At 62.2% G+C, this 15,135-nt stretch carries 15 protein-coding genes and 1 tRNA gene; 14 read left to right on the plus strand and 2 right to left on the minus strand.

The features are described 5' to 3' along the window. Positions 1 to 2 precede the first annotated feature (2 nt). The 12 genes from ftsW to pyk all read left to right on the plus strand — a co-directional run bounded on the left by ftsW (position 3) and on the right by pyk (position 11,180). On the plus strand, positions 3 to 1,232 hold the full coding sequence (gene ftsW, locus V7R84_RS00595; RefSeq protein ID WP_338570968.1) for a putative lipid II flippase FtsW: 1,230 nt from the start codon (positions 3 to 5) through the stop codon (positions 1,230 to 1,232). Then, entirely contained in the window at positions 1,229 to 2,326 is a 1,098-nt protein-coding gene (murG, locus tag V7R84_RS00600) for an undecaprenyldiphospho-muramoylpentapeptide beta-N-acetylglucosaminyltransferase (RefSeq protein WP_338570971.1), read from the plus strand. The genes ftsW and murG overlap by 4 nt, the downstream gene beginning before the upstream one ends. Further along, the gene (gene murC, locus V7R84_RS00605; protein WP_338570974.1) at positions 2,323 to 3,774 is read left to right on the plus strand and encodes a UDP-N-acetylmuramate--L-alanine ligase; all 1,452 of its coding nucleotides are present in this window, start codon (positions 2,323 to 2,325) and stop codon (positions 3,772 to 3,774) included. The genes murG and murC overlap by 4 nt, the downstream gene beginning before the upstream one ends. Then, positions 3,771 to 4,490 carry a cell division protein FtsQ/DivIB gene (locus V7R84_RS00610; protein WP_338570976.1) on the plus strand — a complete coding sequence of 240 codons (720 nt, stop codon included), beginning with the start codon at positions 3,771 to 3,773 and terminating at the stop codon, positions 4,488 to 4,490. Before murC ends, V7R84_RS00610 begins: the two co-directional genes overlap by 4 nt. A 121-nt stretch (positions 4,491 to 4,611) precedes the next feature. After that, positions 4,612 to 5,814 (plus strand): cell division protein FtsZ, encoded by a 1,203-nt coding sequence (ftsZ, locus tag V7R84_RS00615; protein ID WP_338570979.1) that lies wholly within the window; start codon positions 4,612 to 4,614, stop codon positions 5,812 to 5,814. Positions 5,815 to 5,921: 107 nt separating this feature from the next. After that, positions 5,922 to 6,446: a cell division protein SepF gene (locus V7R84_RS00620; protein ID WP_338573753.1), complete on the plus strand. Its 525-nt coding sequence runs from the start codon at positions 5,922 to 5,924 to the stop codon at positions 6,444 to 6,446. 4 nt (positions 6,447 to 6,450) lie between these two features. Continuing rightward, positions 6,451 to 6,735 carry a YggT family protein gene (locus V7R84_RS00625; RefSeq protein WP_338570981.1) on the plus strand — a complete coding sequence of 95 codons (285 nt, stop codon included), beginning with the start codon at positions 6,451 to 6,453 and terminating at the stop codon, positions 6,733 to 6,735. 120 nt (positions 6,736 to 6,855) lie between these two features. Next, entirely contained in the window at positions 6,856 to 7,812 is a 957-nt protein-coding gene (locus tag V7R84_RS00630) for a DivIVA domain-containing protein (protein ID WP_338570983.1), read from the plus strand. A gap of 81 nt (positions 7,813 to 7,893) precedes the next feature. Next, complete coding sequence (locus tag V7R84_RS00635; protein WP_338570986.1) at positions 7,894 to 8,313, plus strand: TraR/DksA family transcriptional regulator; 420 nt, start codon at positions 7,894 to 7,896, stop codon at positions 8,311 to 8,313. After that, a complete protein-coding gene (gene lspA / locus V7R84_RS00640; RefSeq protein WP_338570988.1) occupies positions 8,277 to 8,807 on the plus strand; it encodes a signal peptidase II in 531 nt (176 codons plus the stop codon). The genes V7R84_RS00635 and lspA overlap by 37 nt, the downstream gene beginning before the upstream one ends. Beyond that, positions 8,804 to 9,724, plus strand: coding sequence for an RluA family pseudouridine synthase (locus tag V7R84_RS00645; RefSeq protein ID WP_338570989.1), 921 nt, complete (start codon positions 8,804 to 8,806; stop codon positions 9,722 to 9,724). The genes lspA and V7R84_RS00645 overlap by 4 nt, the downstream gene beginning before the upstream one ends. Before the next feature lie 22 nt (positions 9,725 to 9,746). Further along, entirely contained in the window at positions 9,747 to 11,180 is a 1,434-nt protein-coding gene (gene pyk, locus V7R84_RS00650; protein WP_338570991.1) for a pyruvate kinase, read from the plus strand. 55 nt (positions 11,181 to 11,235) lie between these two features. Here the strand turns inward: pyk and V7R84_RS00655 are convergent. Next, positions 11,236 to 11,319: transfer RNA gene (locus V7R84_RS00655), tRNA-Leu, on the minus strand. A 125-nt stretch (positions 11,320 to 11,444) separates the two neighbouring features. On the opposite strand from V7R84_RS00655, the gene V7R84_RS00660 reads away from it, so the two are divergent. Further along, complete coding sequence (locus V7R84_RS00660) at positions 11,445 to 12,032, plus strand: ANTAR domain-containing response regulator (RefSeq protein WP_338570992.1); 588 nt, start codon at positions 11,445 to 11,447, stop codon at positions 12,030 to 12,032. Here V7R84_RS00660 and V7R84_RS00665 read toward each other — a convergent pair whose 3' ends face one another. Then, on the minus strand, positions 12,033 to 12,428 hold the full coding sequence (locus tag V7R84_RS00665; RefSeq protein ID WP_338570994.1) for a PaaI family thioesterase: 396 nt from the start codon (positions 12,426 to 12,428) through the stop codon (positions 12,033 to 12,035). A gap of 32 nt (positions 12,429 to 12,460) precedes the next feature. On the opposite strand from V7R84_RS00665, the gene polA reads away from it, so the two are divergent. Beyond that, positions 12,461 to 15,130, plus strand: a complete 2,670-nt coding sequence (polA, locus tag V7R84_RS00670) for a DNA polymerase I (RefSeq protein WP_338570997.1) — start codon at positions 12,461 to 12,463, stop codon at positions 15,128 to 15,130. Positions 15,131 to 15,135 lie beyond the last annotated feature (5 nt).

Below are 15,135 nucleotides of genomic sequence, written 5' to 3' on the forward strand. Positions count from 1 at the left end.
CAATGGCCAAAGCGCCCTCCGCCGGACGGTCGTCCGGCAACGTGGTGCGTGCGCTGACCCGGTCTCCGATGGCGGATCACCATCTCATCATCTTCGCCACGGTCATCCTCACGGCAATCGGAGAGATGATGGTGCTGTCGTCGTCATCGGTGATAGCGCTCTTCCAAGGAGAATCCCCGTACTACTACATGATTCGCCAGCTTATTTTCCTGATCGTCGGGTTGCTCCTGATGATTCCCATCAGTCGCATGAAACCGGAGACGTTGCGGAAACTGGCGGCTCCCGCCTGGGCAGCCGCCGTGATCGGGTTGATCCTCGTTCAGACCCCACTGGGATACGAAACCAACGGCAACCGCAACTGGATCCGGATCGGAGGTTTGCTGACCATCCAGCCATCGGAGTTCGCGAAGCTGGCCCTGGTGCTGTGGGCGGCCGCTCTGTTCCACAACAAACGCCGTCGCTTGAAAGAACCCGCTCAGTTGCTGCTGCCCTTCATCCCAGGGGCCTTGGCGATGTTGGCTCTGATCCTGGCCGGGCGTGACCTCGGCACCGGGTTGATCTTCGGCGCCATGATCTTCTCCCTGTTGTTCTTCGTCGGGACTTCGCTGCGAATCCTGGTGCCGTCGCTGTTGGCGGCGATCGGTGTCGTGTTGGTGCTGGTGCTGGGATCGGAGAACCGGATGGCGCGTTTCATGGCTTTCTTCGATCCGCAGGCCAACCCTGACCTGGCCTCCCAGCCCCTTTCGGCGTTGTATGCGCTGGCCAGTGGTGGTTGGTGGGGGCTCGGGCTCGGAGCGGGTAAACAGAAATGGGGAGGTTTGAAAGATGGCGCGCACACAGATTTCGTGTTCGCGGTGCTGGGCGAGGAGCTCGGGTTGTTCGGGGTGCTGCTCGTGATCGGGTTGTTCGCCCTTCTGATGCGCAGTGGATTCCAGGTGGCACTCAAGTCTGACCAACTGTTCAACCGCATCGCTGCTTCCGGGGTGACCGCCTGGTTCCTGCTCCAGGCAATCGTCAACATAATGGTGGTCATGAACCTGCTGCCCGTGCTCGGTGTCCCATTGCCCTTCATCTCCTCAGGGGGGTCCGCCCTGATGGCTAACCTGCTGGCCGTGGCCGTATTGCTGGCCTGCGCCCGGGACACGCCTGATGCCCGTGCCTATCTCGAGAACCGGCGGCGTGGGGCAGGGCCACGTATGACCAGCGTGCTCGCTGCGGGAGGGAACTCGTGACCCGCATTGTGCTGGCCGGTGGCGGCACTGCCGGCCACACCTCTCCGTTGATCGCGACGGCCCAGGCGCTGGCCGAGCTGGACCCAGAGGTGGAGATCACCTGTATCGGAACGAGTAAGGGACTCGAGACCAGAGTGATACCACAAGCCGGTCTCAGACTGGAGCTGATTCGCCCCGTTCCCATGCCGCGGAAACCGAACTTCGACCTGGTCAAGCTGCCCTGGAATCTGAGGCAGTCTGTGCGGGAGGCGCGTGCCATCCTGCGCCAGGCGAAGGCTCAGGCGCTGATCGGCTTCGGCGGGTATGTCGCCATTCCTGCCTACCTGGCGGCCCGCGCCATGAAGGTCCCCGTTCTCGTGCACGAGGCCAACCGTGTGGTTGGTATCGCGAACAAGGTAGCTGCCAGGTTTGCGGCCTTAACCGGGTACACCTTCCCCGACACCCAGATCCGGGGAGGAAGACGGATTGGGATGCCGATGAGCCGCAGCATCACTCGTCCTGGAATCACCCGCACCGAGGCCAGGGAACGTTTTGGCCTGGACCCCGAAAGGCCCACGCTGCTGGTCAGTGGCGGTTCCCAAGGGGCGCGGGCCATCAACCAAGCCCTCTCCGCTGCGGTTCCTGCCATTCTGGATGCCGGAATCCAGGTACTGCACGTGCTGGGGGCCAAAAACTTCACGGACACGGATGTTGTGGTCGAGTCTGAGAACGGGTCACGTTACGTCCCTGTGGCCTATGTCGACGCCATGGTCGAAGCCTACGTGGCTGCGGACCTGATGATTGGCCGAGCCGGGGCGGGTACCGTCATGGAGACGGCGGTTTTGGGACTGCCTGTGATCTTCATTCCCTTGCCCTGGGGCAACGGCGAGCAGGCCCGGAACGCCGCAGGACTAGTGGCGGACGGGGCGGGGATCCTGCTTCCCGAGGCCGACCTCAGCGCCGATAAACTGTCGGACATGGTGATCCCCACCATCACGGACACGGAGAAGTTGGCTCGCATGGCCGAACTGGCCCGGCCCCATTCGCCCGCGGATGCCGCCGATGTCCTGGCGAGGGCCGCCGTGAACGTTGTTCGAGGAGAAGAGGCATCGTGAGCTTGCTCACCCCTATCGAGGTCCAGCCCGCCACAGAGGTCGGTCCCGTTCATTTCATAGCCATCGGTGGTTCTGGGATGAACGGCATCGCCCGGCTCTATGCGGAACTGGGCATCCCCACCAGCGGGTCCGATCGGTCCGAATCCGCCACACTGGACTCCCTGCGGGAGGTCGGAATCACCTGCTACGCCGGTCACGACGCGTCTCAGCTCGGTGAAGCCAGAACTGTGGTGATCTCCTCCGCGATCCGCGAAGACAATCCGGAGCTTGCCGAGGCGCGCCGCCGAGGCCTGCGGGTCTGGCATCGCTCAGCAGCGCTGGCGGCCCTCATGCTGGGCAAGCAGGGGGTCTCGATCGCGGGAACCCACGGTAAGACCACCACCACTGCCATGACTGCCGTTATGTTGCAGCAGGCCGGGGCTGACCCCAGCTACGTCATCGGGGGAAAGCTTGCCACCACCAAGGTCAGTTCCGCTATCGGCACAGGGGATGCTTTTGTCATCGAGGCGGATGAGTCGGATGCATCCTTCCTCCAGTACCCGACCCGGGTTGCGATCATCACCAGTGTTGAGCCCGATCATCTGGCCAACTGGGGCACCCCGGAGGCCTACACCGAGGGCTATCACACTTTTGCGACCCTTCCCGCTGTCGAGTGGGTGATTGTGAATGTGGATGATCCCGGTGCTCGCGGCTTGGCCGACAGACTTCGTGCCGAGGGCAGACAGGTGATCCGCTACGGATTCGCCGAGGACGCCGACGTGCGGGTTTCGGATGCTCGTCCGGTCAGGGAGGGAATCACCGGTACCCTCCGGTACGGGAAAGAGACGGGTGTGCTCCGGCTCAAGGTTCCGGGTAACCACAACTTGTCCAACGCTTCGGCCGCCTACGCGGCGGGTCGTGTCCTCGGCCTCGGACACGAGGAGGCTCTGGCAGCGCTCGGGCAGTTCACGGGAACGCTGCGTCGGTTCGAACTCATCACCGATACCGCTGGGATCCGGGTCTACGATGACTACGCCCACCACCCGACGGAGATCAGGGCGGCCCTGAACGCCGCGCGGCACGCCACTGATGTCGGTAACGAGGACACGGGACTGGGCGGGCGCCTGATCGCCTGCTTCCAGCCACATCTGTACTCCCGGACCGCAGATTTCTACGAGGAGTTCGGTGAGGTGCTGACCCTTGCGGACATCGCGGTGATCAATGATGTCTGTGGCGATCGCGAGGATCCGATTCCCGGGGTGACGGGGCAGCTCGTGGTGGACGCCGCCCAGCGGCACGGGGTCCGTGAGGTGGTCTACGTGGTGGACAAATATGATCTCCCTGCCGCCCTGAACGAGATCTCCCGTCCGGGAGACCTCATCATCACCCTGGGCTGTGGTGACGTCACGATCGTGGGTCCGCTGCTGGCGCCGCTGCTGGCCCGGCGTCCGGAGGCACAGAACCGTTGACGAGCACCCCGAGCGATTTCGCGAAGGCGTTGCATGCCAAGCGCCGCAAACGCCGTCGGGGGCTGTGGGTGATTCTGGCTTCCGGAATCCTTGCGGTGTTGCTGGCGGGAATCGCCACCTGGTTGGTCTGGTTCTCGTCGGCCTTCGCGGCGACCGAGGTCCGGATCAACGGTGTGTCGCTGCTCACCGAGCAGCAGGTCACTGACGCCGCCGACGTCAAGCTGGGAGGGCCGCTCGCCACGCAAGATGTGGACGCGATCCGCAATCGCATTGCTGCGTTGGCGCCAGTGGCTGAAGCACGTGTGGAAAGGCGTTTTCCGCACACCATTGAGATCACCATCACCGAACGCACCCTCGCCTACGTGTGGATGGACGAGGGCGTGGCCCGCTGGGTTGATGCGGACGGCGTGGTGTTCCACGAAGGGGGAGAGGCGGGGCAGGGGACCGTGAAGGCGAGCATCGCGGCCCCCGAACAACGCATCTTGAAGGACGTGGCCACCGTGGTTTTCGCAGTGGCCCCGGTGTTGGGGGAACGGATCACACTGCTGCAGGCTTCGGCCGTGGATCGAATTGAGATCCAGCTGTCCGATGGAGACACCATCGTGTGGGGCAGTGCGGAACAATCCCAAGTGAAGGCCCAGGTGCTTTCGGTGCTGCTGAGTCAGGAGGCCAGCGTCTACGACGTCTCGGCTCCGCACGCTCCGACGACACGCTGACAACCCATGAAACCCTCAACCTCTGGTTGAGGTGATTTCTGGAAGTTGCGGCATGGTCGTTGGATAGTGCGCCCATCTGCCCCTAGCCTTCTTTTCGACTACGAGGACAGGAATGGCGGTCATGGCAAGCGCATCTCAGAACTACCTGGCGGTTATAAAGGTCGTTGGCGTCGGCGGCGGTGGGGTGAACGCCGTCAACCGAATGATCGAGGCCGGGTTGCGCGGCGTCGAGTTCATCGCGGTCAATACCGATGCTCAGGCACTGCTCATGAGTGATGCTGACGTCAAACTCGACGTTGGTCGCGAGCTGACCCGTGGTCTGGGAGCTGGAGCGGATCCGTCCAAGGGGCGTCAGGCCGCCGAGGATCATGCCGAGGACATCGAGGAGGCCCTTAAGGGGGCTGACATGGTTTTCGTCACGGCAGGTGAGGGAGGCGGCACCGGTACGGGAGCCGCACCCATCGTCGCCAAGATCGCTCGTTCCCTCGGTGCTCTGACCATTGGGGTGGTGACCCGCCCCTTTTCCTTTGAAGGGCGCCGTCGCGCCACCCAGGCCGATTCGGGCATAGAGGCACTACGGGAGGAGGTCGACACCCTGATCGTCATCCCCAACGACAAGCTGTTGCAGATGACCGATCATCAGGTGGCCATTCTCGACGCCTTCAAACAGGCAGACCAGGTTTTGATGCAGGGTGTCTCCGGTATCACGGACCTGATCACTACCCCCGGCCTGATCAACCTTGACTTCGCGGACGTCAAATCGATCATGAGCCAGGCGGGCTCGGCCCTGATGGGTATCGGGTCGGCTCGCGGCGAGGACCGGGCCCGGGCTGCGGCAGAAATGGCCATCTCCTCCCCATTGCTCGAAGCGAGCATCGATGGCGCCCACGGAGTACTTCTCTCGATTGCGGGTGGCTCGGACCTTGGGCTGTTCGAGGTCTCTGCGGCTGCCCAGCTCATCGAGGAAGCCGCGCATGACGAGGCAAATATCATCTTTGGCACGGTCATTGACGATGCCTTGGGGGACGAGGTTCGAATCACAGTTATCGCTGCTGGCTTTGATGGCGGACATCCGCTGCCCCGCCCGCCGCGCCTCGAGACCACCCGAGGTGGCAACTTGCAGCAGCCTTCACCATCCCGTGCTGGTGGTTTTGGCGGCCCCAGCGGTCCCAGCCCGCTTGCAGGAGGGACGCCTCTCACGGGTTCCCGCGCGTCCCAAGCGCCGTCCCCTCACGTCGCGCCCATGCAGCCGAGCCGTCCGGAACCGCGACCACTGCGGGCAGACGATGACGACGACCTGGATGTGCCCGACTTCATGAAATGACGGCGTGTCGGCAGTCATTGCACCCAGTTGCGGGCCCCCTATCTGTAGTCTCAAGCGAAAGTGTTTTAGGGAGGCGTGTCGTGGGTGTACGGAAGCTGGCTGAGTGGATGGGTCTCGTCGAGGATGGGCGCTACAGCGATCCCAAGGATGAGCTGTCCGAAGAGTACTCGGTGGATGAGTACGTGGAGCCAGAACCCGAGCCCAGGCCTGTGGCTAAACTCCACCGTCATCCTCACGCCGCTAGGCCCGAGACTGCATCACCCGCTCCGGTGCCGAACCAGAGCCCTACACCGGCTCCTGCGGCGGCTTCTCGTTCAAACCCCCCGACCCCGGAGCCGCGTCAGGTGACAGATCTCAGCCGAATCATCTATGTCCGACCGCGCAGCTACAACGAAGCGCGTTCCATCGGTGAGAATTACCGTGACGGGATTCCCGTCATCATGAACCTCTCTGACATGGAACGCGGGGAGGACAAGAGGCTCGTGGATTTCGCTGCCGGTCTGATCTTTGGGCTGCGCGGCAACATCGAGCGCATTTCCAGTCAGGTCTTCCTGTTGTGCCCGCACAACCTCGTCGTCGGCCCTGAAGACAAGCAGAAGCTGGCTACCGGCGGTTTCTTCAACCAGAGCTGACCCCGTGGTTGCGCTGACACTGTTCTGGCTCCTCCAGGTCTACATGCTGATCCTCTTGGTGAGGGTCCTTCTTTCGTGGGTACCTGTGGTGAGCCGAGGGTGGACTCCTCGTGGGATTGTTCTGGTGCTGGTGGAGTCCGTCTATTTCGTCACTGATCCGCCCCTGAAGCTGCTGCGCTCGTTCATCAAACCGATGCGGATGGGTGCGGTTTCGCTGGATCTGGGCGTGCTAGTGCTGTTCCTGATCATCTACCTGCTCAGGAGCGTCGTCCTCTGGATCCCGTTCTGATCCGGGCGTGTCGTGCTGGCTTCGCCGTTGGATCTGATGAAGTATTAGAGTAACCTTAACGTTGTGCCCGGGGTTTCTCAGGATCGGGCACAAAGATTTTTCGACCGTGTGGGAGTAAAGATGAGCCTGACCCTGGAAGAGGTTCGCCGAGTCCGGTTCCGGATGGCACGCCGTGGCGCCACCGGCTACGAGGTCGGTGACGTCGACACTTTCATAGACAAGGTGGAGGAGTCGTTCGCGCAGTTCGAGAACGAGCGGGATTTGCTTCGCCGGGAGGTTGAGGCTGCCCGCACAACCGGAGATCCGGCGCCTGTCGGCAACGATGAGGCCATGATCGCCAAGGATCATGAGATCAACTCGCTTCGAGGTGAGATTGAGCGTCTGCGTAGCCAGATGGCGCAGCAGGCCAAGCAGCAGGCTCCGGTTGCAGCGCCTGGGCAGTTGGATGACAAGCGTGTTGCGCAGCTCACCCAGGACAACGAGCGACTCCGAAGCGAACTCGACCGGGCCCGCCGTGAGCTTGATGAGGCGCGTAGCAGCAACTCCCGTGTCAGTCACGTGGCAGGTAACACGGAGACCCTTCAGGTCGTCACACGTGAAGAGGCGACTCCCGCCGTTGTTCGGCTGGTGTCGTTGGCCACGGAGCAGGCCGAACGTCTCGTAGATGAGGCCAACAACGAGGCTCAGCGCAAGATCAACGAGGCCAAGCAGCAGGCTTATGAGATCACCAGCGACGCACGCACCCGCGCCGAGCGCATCGAGTCCGAAGCTCGTGTCAATGCGGATCAGATTAACCGCGAAGCCCAGAGCCGTGCGGATCGCATGAATGGTGAGATTGATCGTCGTCGCACAGAATTGTTCGCAGAGTTGGAGCGAGAACAAGGTATCCTCACCCAGAAGGTTGCGGCGTTGCGTGGCTTTGAGTCCAGTTACCGCGAAAACATGCGTGGCTACCTGTCGCGGCATCTCGAATCCCTTGAACAGAACCTGCCGGAACCTTTGGATGTTCCGGAACTGGCCGAGCGTTCCAGGACCCCCCGTCTTGATGCGCTCGCCGCTCAGGACCGCCTGGCCTGAGCGGAAGGCAGAAGACTGGCTTGATGGTCCGGTGGGGGTGTACTCTCGCCGGACCATCAACTCAAACCCCCGAGGACGGTAATGTCACCCAGCAACCCCCCAGAGCCTGTGATCCTTCCAGTTCGTGACGGTGAAGAACCATGGACACCGGAGGAGATTCAGGAGCAACGCGAGGTTCTCGTGGAGGAGCTGGAAAGGCTCGACAAAAAGGTGGCCACCACCGACAGTGAGTTGAGCGATCTTCTGCTCCAAGGCAACGATGGTGCAGGGCGGGATCCGGCAGATGTGGGCTCGTCCAATTTCGAGCGTGACCAGGAGCTGTCTTTGGCGCAAAACGCCCGCGAGATGGCGGATCAGGCGAGGCTTGCCCTGCATCTGTTCGACGAGGGCCAGTACGGGCTTTGTGAGGTGTGTGGAAAACCAATCGGCAAGGGCAGGCTTCAGGTTTTCCCGCGGGCGACGATGTGCGTCACCTGCAAGCAGCGCGAGGAACGCCGCTGAGCCGCAGGACCCCGGCCCTGCTCGCAGCGGGCGTCGCTTTGGTAGGGCTGGGGGTGGACCAAGCATCCAAAAAGGCCGTACTGGAGACGCTGTCTCCAGGGCAGCCTGTCGAGATCGTCGGAACCCTTGTGCGGTTTAACCTGATCTTCAACCCGGGAGCGGCCTTCAGCCTCGGGACGTCAATGACGCTAGCGCTCAGCATTTTCGCGATTGTTGCTCTGATGGCCTGTGTATTCATTGCCCTACGCACAGTGCGAACTCTTTCGCAGGGACTCGCGGTTGGGTTGATGATGGCAGGTATTTCGGGGAATCTTCATGACAGGCTATTCCGTGCCCCCGGGCCGCTGCTCGGGCATGTTGTCGACTTTATTCAGCTCCCTCACTTCGCGATTTTCAATGTGGCGGACATGTGCATTACCAGTGCGGCTTTTCTGATCATCCTGCTGAGCCTGCACAATCCTTCCGGGGAGAAGAAGAGGGCAGAGCTGGGATGAGCGTTTTTCTGGTGCCGGATACCTTGGCGGGGGAGCGGGTCGATCTCGTGGCATCCCGGGTGACGGGATACAGCCGTTCTAGAATGGCGGAGCTGATTGCCTCCGGGTCCGTGCTGCTGGACGGTGAGATCGTGACACGGGCCTCCCGGCTCGTCGCCGCTGGGGCGATGTTGGAACTGGTCGCCGATCCCCGTCCCACCCACGCTGTAGTAACGCCACGATTAGCCGACGGCCTGAGCGTGGTGCACGAGGATCGGGACATCGTCGTAGTGGACAAACCGGCAGGTGTGGCAGCCCACCCGAGCCTGGGCTGGGAAGGTCCCTCCGTTACTGAGCACCTGGCAGCCGCAGGGATTGCAATCGCTACATCGGGAGCCCCCGAACGGCAGGGCGTGGTGTCGAGGCTCGACGTCGGAACCTCCGGGCTTATGGTGCTCGCCCGTTCTGAGCGTGCTTATTCACTGTTGAAACAGGCTTTCCGAGACAAGACAGTGGACAAAACCTATCAAGCGCTCGTGCAGGGACATCCTGACCCGTTCACCGGAACCATAGACGCTCCGATCGGTCGTCATCCAGGACATGAGTGGAAGATGGCGATCGTGGAGGGAGGGCGTGAATCGATCACGCACTACGAGACCCTCGAGGCACACCGCACGGCCACTCTCGTCGAGGTCAGGTTGGAGACTGGCCGCACCCACCAGATCCGGGTGCATTTCGCCGCGATCGGACATCCTTGTTGCGGCGATCCGCTTTACGGCTCAGACCCGGCACTTGCGAGACGCTTGGGAATCGATAGACAGTGGCTTCACGCCACTCGGCTGGCATTCGAGCACCCGGTTGAGGGAAGTCATGTCGAGTTTGAATCGGAGTTGCCGCGGGACCTTGAACACGCCTTGAACGAGGTGAGGTCAGACTGAGGCCGTGAGGTAGGGTTGCGGCGTGCGTAGAGCAAAGATCGTTTGTACTCTGGGTCCGTCCGCCAATACGACTGACCGTCTCGTTCAACTCATCAACGCCGGAATGAATGTCGCTCGCCTCAACATGAGCCACGGGGACTACACCGAGCACGAGAACCGTCTCAACGCCGTCCGAGAAGCCGCAAGGGTAACTGGCCGTACCGTGGGCGTCTTGGCCGATCTCCAAGGACCAAAGATCCGTCTTGGAAAGTTCGCAGACAACCAGAAACACTTCTTGGAGCCAGGAGACCGTTTCACCATCACCATCGAGGATGTTCTCGGCACCAAGGAACGCTGCTCCACCACCTTCAAGGGCCTCCCCGGGGACGTGAAGCCAGGGGACCAGGTCCTGATCGATGATGGAAAGGTGGGTCTGCGGGCTTTGGAGGTCTCGCCCACTGACGTGCTTTGCGAAGTGGTCGTAGGCGGCCATGTGTCCAACAACAAGGGAATCAACCTTCCCGGGGTCGCCGTCTCCGTTCCTGCGATGAGTGAGAAGGACGAGAGGGATCTGCGTTGGGCCCTCTCGAAAGACATCGACATGATCGCGCTTTCCTTCGTCCGTAGTGGTGACGACGTCAAACGGGTTCACGAGATCATGGATGAGGAAGGGCGCCGCATTCCCGTCATCGCAAAGCTGGAGAAACCGCAGGCGATCGCGAACCTTCAGGAAATCGTCGACGCCTTTGATGCTTTCATGGTTGCTCGAGGCGATCTGGGTGTTGAACTCCCGCTCGAGGATGTTCCGATGGTTCAGAAACAGATCATTCGCGCGGCACGCAAGTGGGCCAAGCCTGTGATTGTCGCGACCCAGATGCTGGAGTCCATGATCTCTTCCCCGAGACCCACCCGCGCCGAAGCCTCCGATGTCGCCAATGCGATTCTTGACGGTGCGGATGGCGTGATGCTCTCCGGTGAGACCTCCGTCGGCGACTACCCGGTGGAGACGGTCCAGACCATGGCCCGGATCGTCGAGGCTACGGAACACGACGGACACGCCGAGATCCACACCATCGACTGGGACCCGCACACCACCGGCGGGGTTCTCGCGCATGCCGCAGTGGAAGTCACCCGGCGGGTTGGTGCACGATACCTGGTTGCCTTCACCAAGTCTGGTGATACGGCCCGGCGCTTGTCGCGTCTGCGTCCCTCCATCCCGTTGTTGGTTTTCACCCCTGAGGTGACCACTCGGCAGGCAATGACCCTCACGTGGGGTGTTGAGGCCCACATCACTCCAGACTTCACGGTTCAGGAGCAGATGGTGGAGACCGTCGATGCTTTTCTCCGGGAGCGGGGCATGATCGAGGTCGGGGAGCGCATCGTCATTTTGTCAGGGTCGCCCATGGGCGTTCCCGGGAAGACGAACAACCTGCGCGTCCACAAGGTCAAGAAGGCCAAGAACGAGATCGACGCCTGAATTTCGAGCACGAGGAGGGCGGGAGCCGATGCATCGGCTCCCGCCCTCCTCTTCGTACCCGGCAGGGGACTCGAACCCCTACGGCCTTGTGGGCCAACTGATTTTGAGTCAGTCGCGTCTACCATTCCGCCACCCGGGCAGCAAAGACCATTGTGCCACAACTGGTCGTTTCTTCGCCCAACCCCCTAGTGGCACGCTAGAATGCCTGCTGAATCCATGTCTGGAGACCTGTCGGTCCACTCGAAGGGGAATGGAGCTAGAAGCATGGGCCAGAAGCGGCCGAAGAAGGTGCTCATTGCCGAGGACGAGGCGCTCATCCGTCTCGACTTGGTGGAGTTGCTGACCGAAGAAGGGTTTGAAGTGGTAGGGCAGGCAGCGGATGGCGAGGAGGCCGTCAAGCTTGCCCGGGAGTTGGAGCCCGACCTGATAATCATGGACGTGAAGATGCCCGGCATGGATGGCATCACCGCGGCTGAGATCATCGGTGAGGAACGTATCGCCCCTATACTCATGCTCACCGCATTCAGCCAGAGCGAACTGGTTGAGCGGGCACGGGACGCTGGGGTGATGGGATATCTCGTCAAACCATTCGGAGCCAATGAAGTGGTGCCCGCCATCGAGGTTGCCATCGGGCGTTTCGCTGAGCTGCGGGCGATCGAGGAGGAGCTGGCGAACCTCGAGGATCGTTTCGAATCCCGGAAGATCATCGATCAGGCCAAGGGAATGCTGCAGGAAGGCCTGGGACTGACCGAGCCTGAGGCGTTCCGGTGGATCCAGAAGACCGCCATGGACCTGCGCAAGTCGATGCGCGAGGTTGCCGAGGGCGTCATCTCACACAAACGGAAGAAGTGATCACTTCTTCGGGACCACGAGCTGGGAGGTCAGGCGACCGGTGGCGGTGAGCCGTCCTTCGTCGTCGTGGACATCTACCGTGTGAACGACGGTTCCGTCCCCTAGGCGAACGGGAACTGCCCTGCCCGTGACCCTGCCAGAGGTGACAGGCCGCAGATGGGTGACGTTGAGGTCGACGCCCACCGCGACCCGCTCCGGATGGGCATGCAGCCAGGCGGCCAGGGAGGCCAGACCTTCTATCAGCGCTGCAGTTGCTCCTCCGTGAAGCAGCCCGGCGGGTTGGGTGTTTCCCGTCACCGGCATGGAGCCGACCACCTCCGCTGCGCTGACCTGGGTGATCTCGATCCCCAGTTTTTCGTGCAAGGAAGAGGGGGGTAGCGCGGTGGTGTCGATCATGGCCGTCAGTCTCGCACAGTAGATTTGATGGTGTGAATCGCCTGCTCCTCATCGACGGACACTCCATGGCCTACCGGGCCTTTTACGCACTGCCGGCCGAAAATTTCCAGACCTCGACGGGACAGCACACGAATGCGGTGCACGGCTTCGTCGCCATGATCATTGGATTGTTGACCGCCGAGGAACCAACGCATGTGGCCGTCGCCTTCGACGTGGGTCGGGAATCCTTCCGTAACGAGACCTATCCGGAGTACAAGGCCACTCGAGGTGCGTCTCCTCAGGAATTCAAAGGACAGGTGGAGCTGATCAAGGAGGTCCTCGACGGGTTGCGGATAGCCCATGTCGAACTTCCCGGTTACGAAGCCGACGACATCATCGCCACCATGGCCACCCGAGCGGAGGCTGCGGGATACGAGGTGCTGATCTCAACGGGTGATCGTGACGCCCTCCAGCTGGTGACCGACCGCACCACTGTGCTGTATCCGCGCAAAGGAGTGAGCGATCTGCTGCGGATGACCCCCGCCGTGGTGGAGGAGAAGTACCTTGTGCCGCCGCAACGCTATCCGGAGCTGGCAGCGTTGGTGGGGGAGACCAGCGACAATCTGCCAGGGGTTCCCGGCGTCGGCCCCAAGACCGCGGCCAAGTGGATCAACACCTACGATGGTCTCGCGAACATCATCGAACGTGCCGAACAGGTCCCGGGCAAGGCGGGACAGTCGCTGCGGGACCACCTCGATGACGTACGGCGTAACCGGCGTTTGAACCGTTTGCTGCGGGACCTGGAACTCCCTCTGGGGCTTGAGCAGACCGAGCGTCGCGAGTGGGACCAGGAAGCCACAACCCAGTTGTTCGCCGCCCTCGAGTTCCGCTCCTTGCGGGAGCGACTCACCCAGCTGTATGGGGCCACCGGCAACGAACCGAACGACGCCCAAGAAGCATTTACTGTCACCGGAAGGACTCTGGCGCCCGGCGAGGCTGCTGCCTGGCTTGAGGAGAATGCTGTAGGCGAGGTGGCGCTTTCGTTCATCGGCAGCTGGGGGGCCGGGACAGGTGATCTGTGGGGCATTGGCCTTGCGGTTGCCGAAGGGCCGGAGGCGTTCATCGATCCGGCTGTCCTGACCCCCGCCGATGACGAAGCGGTGGCGAGCTGGTTGGCGGATGCGCAACGTCCCAAGCTGGTCCACGACGGCAAAGGACCGTTGCTCGCGATCTGGGCCAGGGGGTGGACGCTGGACGGGGTGGTCCTTGACGTGGCGCTGGCGGCCTATCTGCTACGGCCTGACGTCAGGGGACAGGACCTTGCTTCCTTGGTGCAGCGGTATCTGCGCCGCGATCTGGTGGCGGATGCAACTATCGATACCCAGGAATCCTTGTTCGAGGTTGATGAGGGAGCCACGGCTGCAACGGCCATGCTGAATGCCCGAGCGATCGTGGAACTGGCCCGGGAGTTGCGGCCTGAGCTCAAGGCCCAGCCGGCAGCAGAGATCCTGAAAGATGTGGAACTGCCGCTGCAGCGGACCTTGGCGAAGTGTGAACGTGTTGGCATCGCCGTGGATCGGGATGTTCTGGACGGGCTGCGGGCCGAGTTTGACTCCGCGGTCGTGGCCGCTCAGCGGGCGGCGTGGGACGTGCTGGGGCACGAGGTGAACCTGGGGTCTCCGAAACAGCTGCAGGCAGTGCTGTTCGAGGAACTCGACATGCCGAAGACTCGACGCACGAAATCTGGTTATACCACCGATGCAGAGGCTCTCGAGGGGCTTTTCGAACGCACCGGCCATCCGTTCCTGGAACATCTCCTGGCACACCGGGACCGCATCCGGCTGCGACAGACCGTTGACGGACTGCTGGCGGCCATCCAGCCGGACGGTCGCATCCACACCACATACATGCAGACCATTGCTGCGACGGGGAGGCTGTCCTCCACCGACCCGAACCTGCAGAACATTCCCATTCGCACCGAACTGGGGCGGCGGATCCGCAGCGCCTTTGTCGCCGGCGACGGCTTCGAGGCGCTGATGAGCGCCGACTATTCGCAGATCGAGATGCGTCTCATGGCCCACGTCTCGGGTGACGAGGGTCTGATCGCCGCATTCAGATCCGGCAGGGACTTCCATGCGGAGATGGCGGCCATCGTCTTTGGGGTCGCTCCGGAAGAGGTCACGGGGCAGATGCGGGCCCGGGTCAAGGCCATGAACTATGGGCTCGCCTACGGGCTTGGTGCCTACGGGTTGAGCACCAGGCTCGGGATCTCTGTTGCCGAGGCAAAGGAACTGATGGAGGTTTACAACTCCCGGGTCGGTGGGGTGCAGCAGTACTTGGCAGATGTGGTGGCTGAGGCTCGGAGGGTTGGCTACACCTCGACCCTGCTGGGGAGGCGGCGCTATCTACCGGACCTGAACTCCGGCAACCGACAGCGGCGTGAGATGGCGGAAAGGGCGGCACTGAATTCCCCGATTCAGGGTTCCGCTGCCGACATCATCAAGCTGGCGATGCTCGAGGTCGAAAGAGGGCTGATCGCGGAAGGGCTGTGCAGCCGCATCCTGCTGCAGGTGCACGATGAACTCGTACTGGAGATCTGTCCGGGAGAACGGGAAACGGTGGAGGAACTGGTGCGCAAGGAAATGGGCACCGCCATGGATCTGGCGGTGCCCTTGGAGGTTTCGGTGGGGGTCGGCGACTCGTGGTTCACTGCGGCTCACTGAGCCGC

It is taken from the genome of Arachnia propionica (assembly GCF_037055325.1).
Classification (GTDB): Bacteria; Actinomycetota; Actinomycetes; order Propionibacteriales; family Propionibacteriaceae; genus Arachnia.

Coding starts and splice junctions, on each gene's coding strand:
- ftsZ (WP_338570979.1), top strand. CDS start 4,612: ATGGCAAGCGCATCTCAGAACTACCTGGCGGTTATAAAGGTCGTTGGC.
- V7R84_RS00635 (WP_338570986.1), top strand. CDS start 7,894: ATGTCACCCAGCAACCCCCCAGAGCCTGTGATCCTTCCAGTTCGTGAC.
- V7R84_RS00645 (WP_338570989.1), top strand. CDS start 8,804: ATGAGCGTTTTTCTGGTGCCGGATACCTTGGCGGGGGAGCGGGTCGAT.
- V7R84_RS00620 (WP_338573753.1), top strand. CDS start 5,922: ATGGGTCTCGTCGAGGATGGGCGCTACAGCGATCCCAAGGATGAGCTG.
- V7R84_RS00660 (WP_338570992.1), top strand. CDS start 11,445: ATGGGCCAGAAGCGGCCGAAGAAGGTGCTCATTGCCGAGGACGAGGCG.
- ftsW (WP_338570968.1), top strand. CDS start 3: ATGGCCAAAGCGCCCTCCGCCGGACGGTCGTCCGGCAACGTGGTGCGT.
- V7R84_RS00630 (WP_338570983.1), top strand. CDS start 6,856: ATGAGCCTGACCCTGGAAGAGGTTCGCCGAGTCCGGTTCCGGATGGCA.
- V7R84_RS00665 (WP_338570994.1), bottom strand. CDS start 12,428: ATGATCGACACCACCGCGCTACCCCCCTCTTCCTTGCACGAAAAACTG.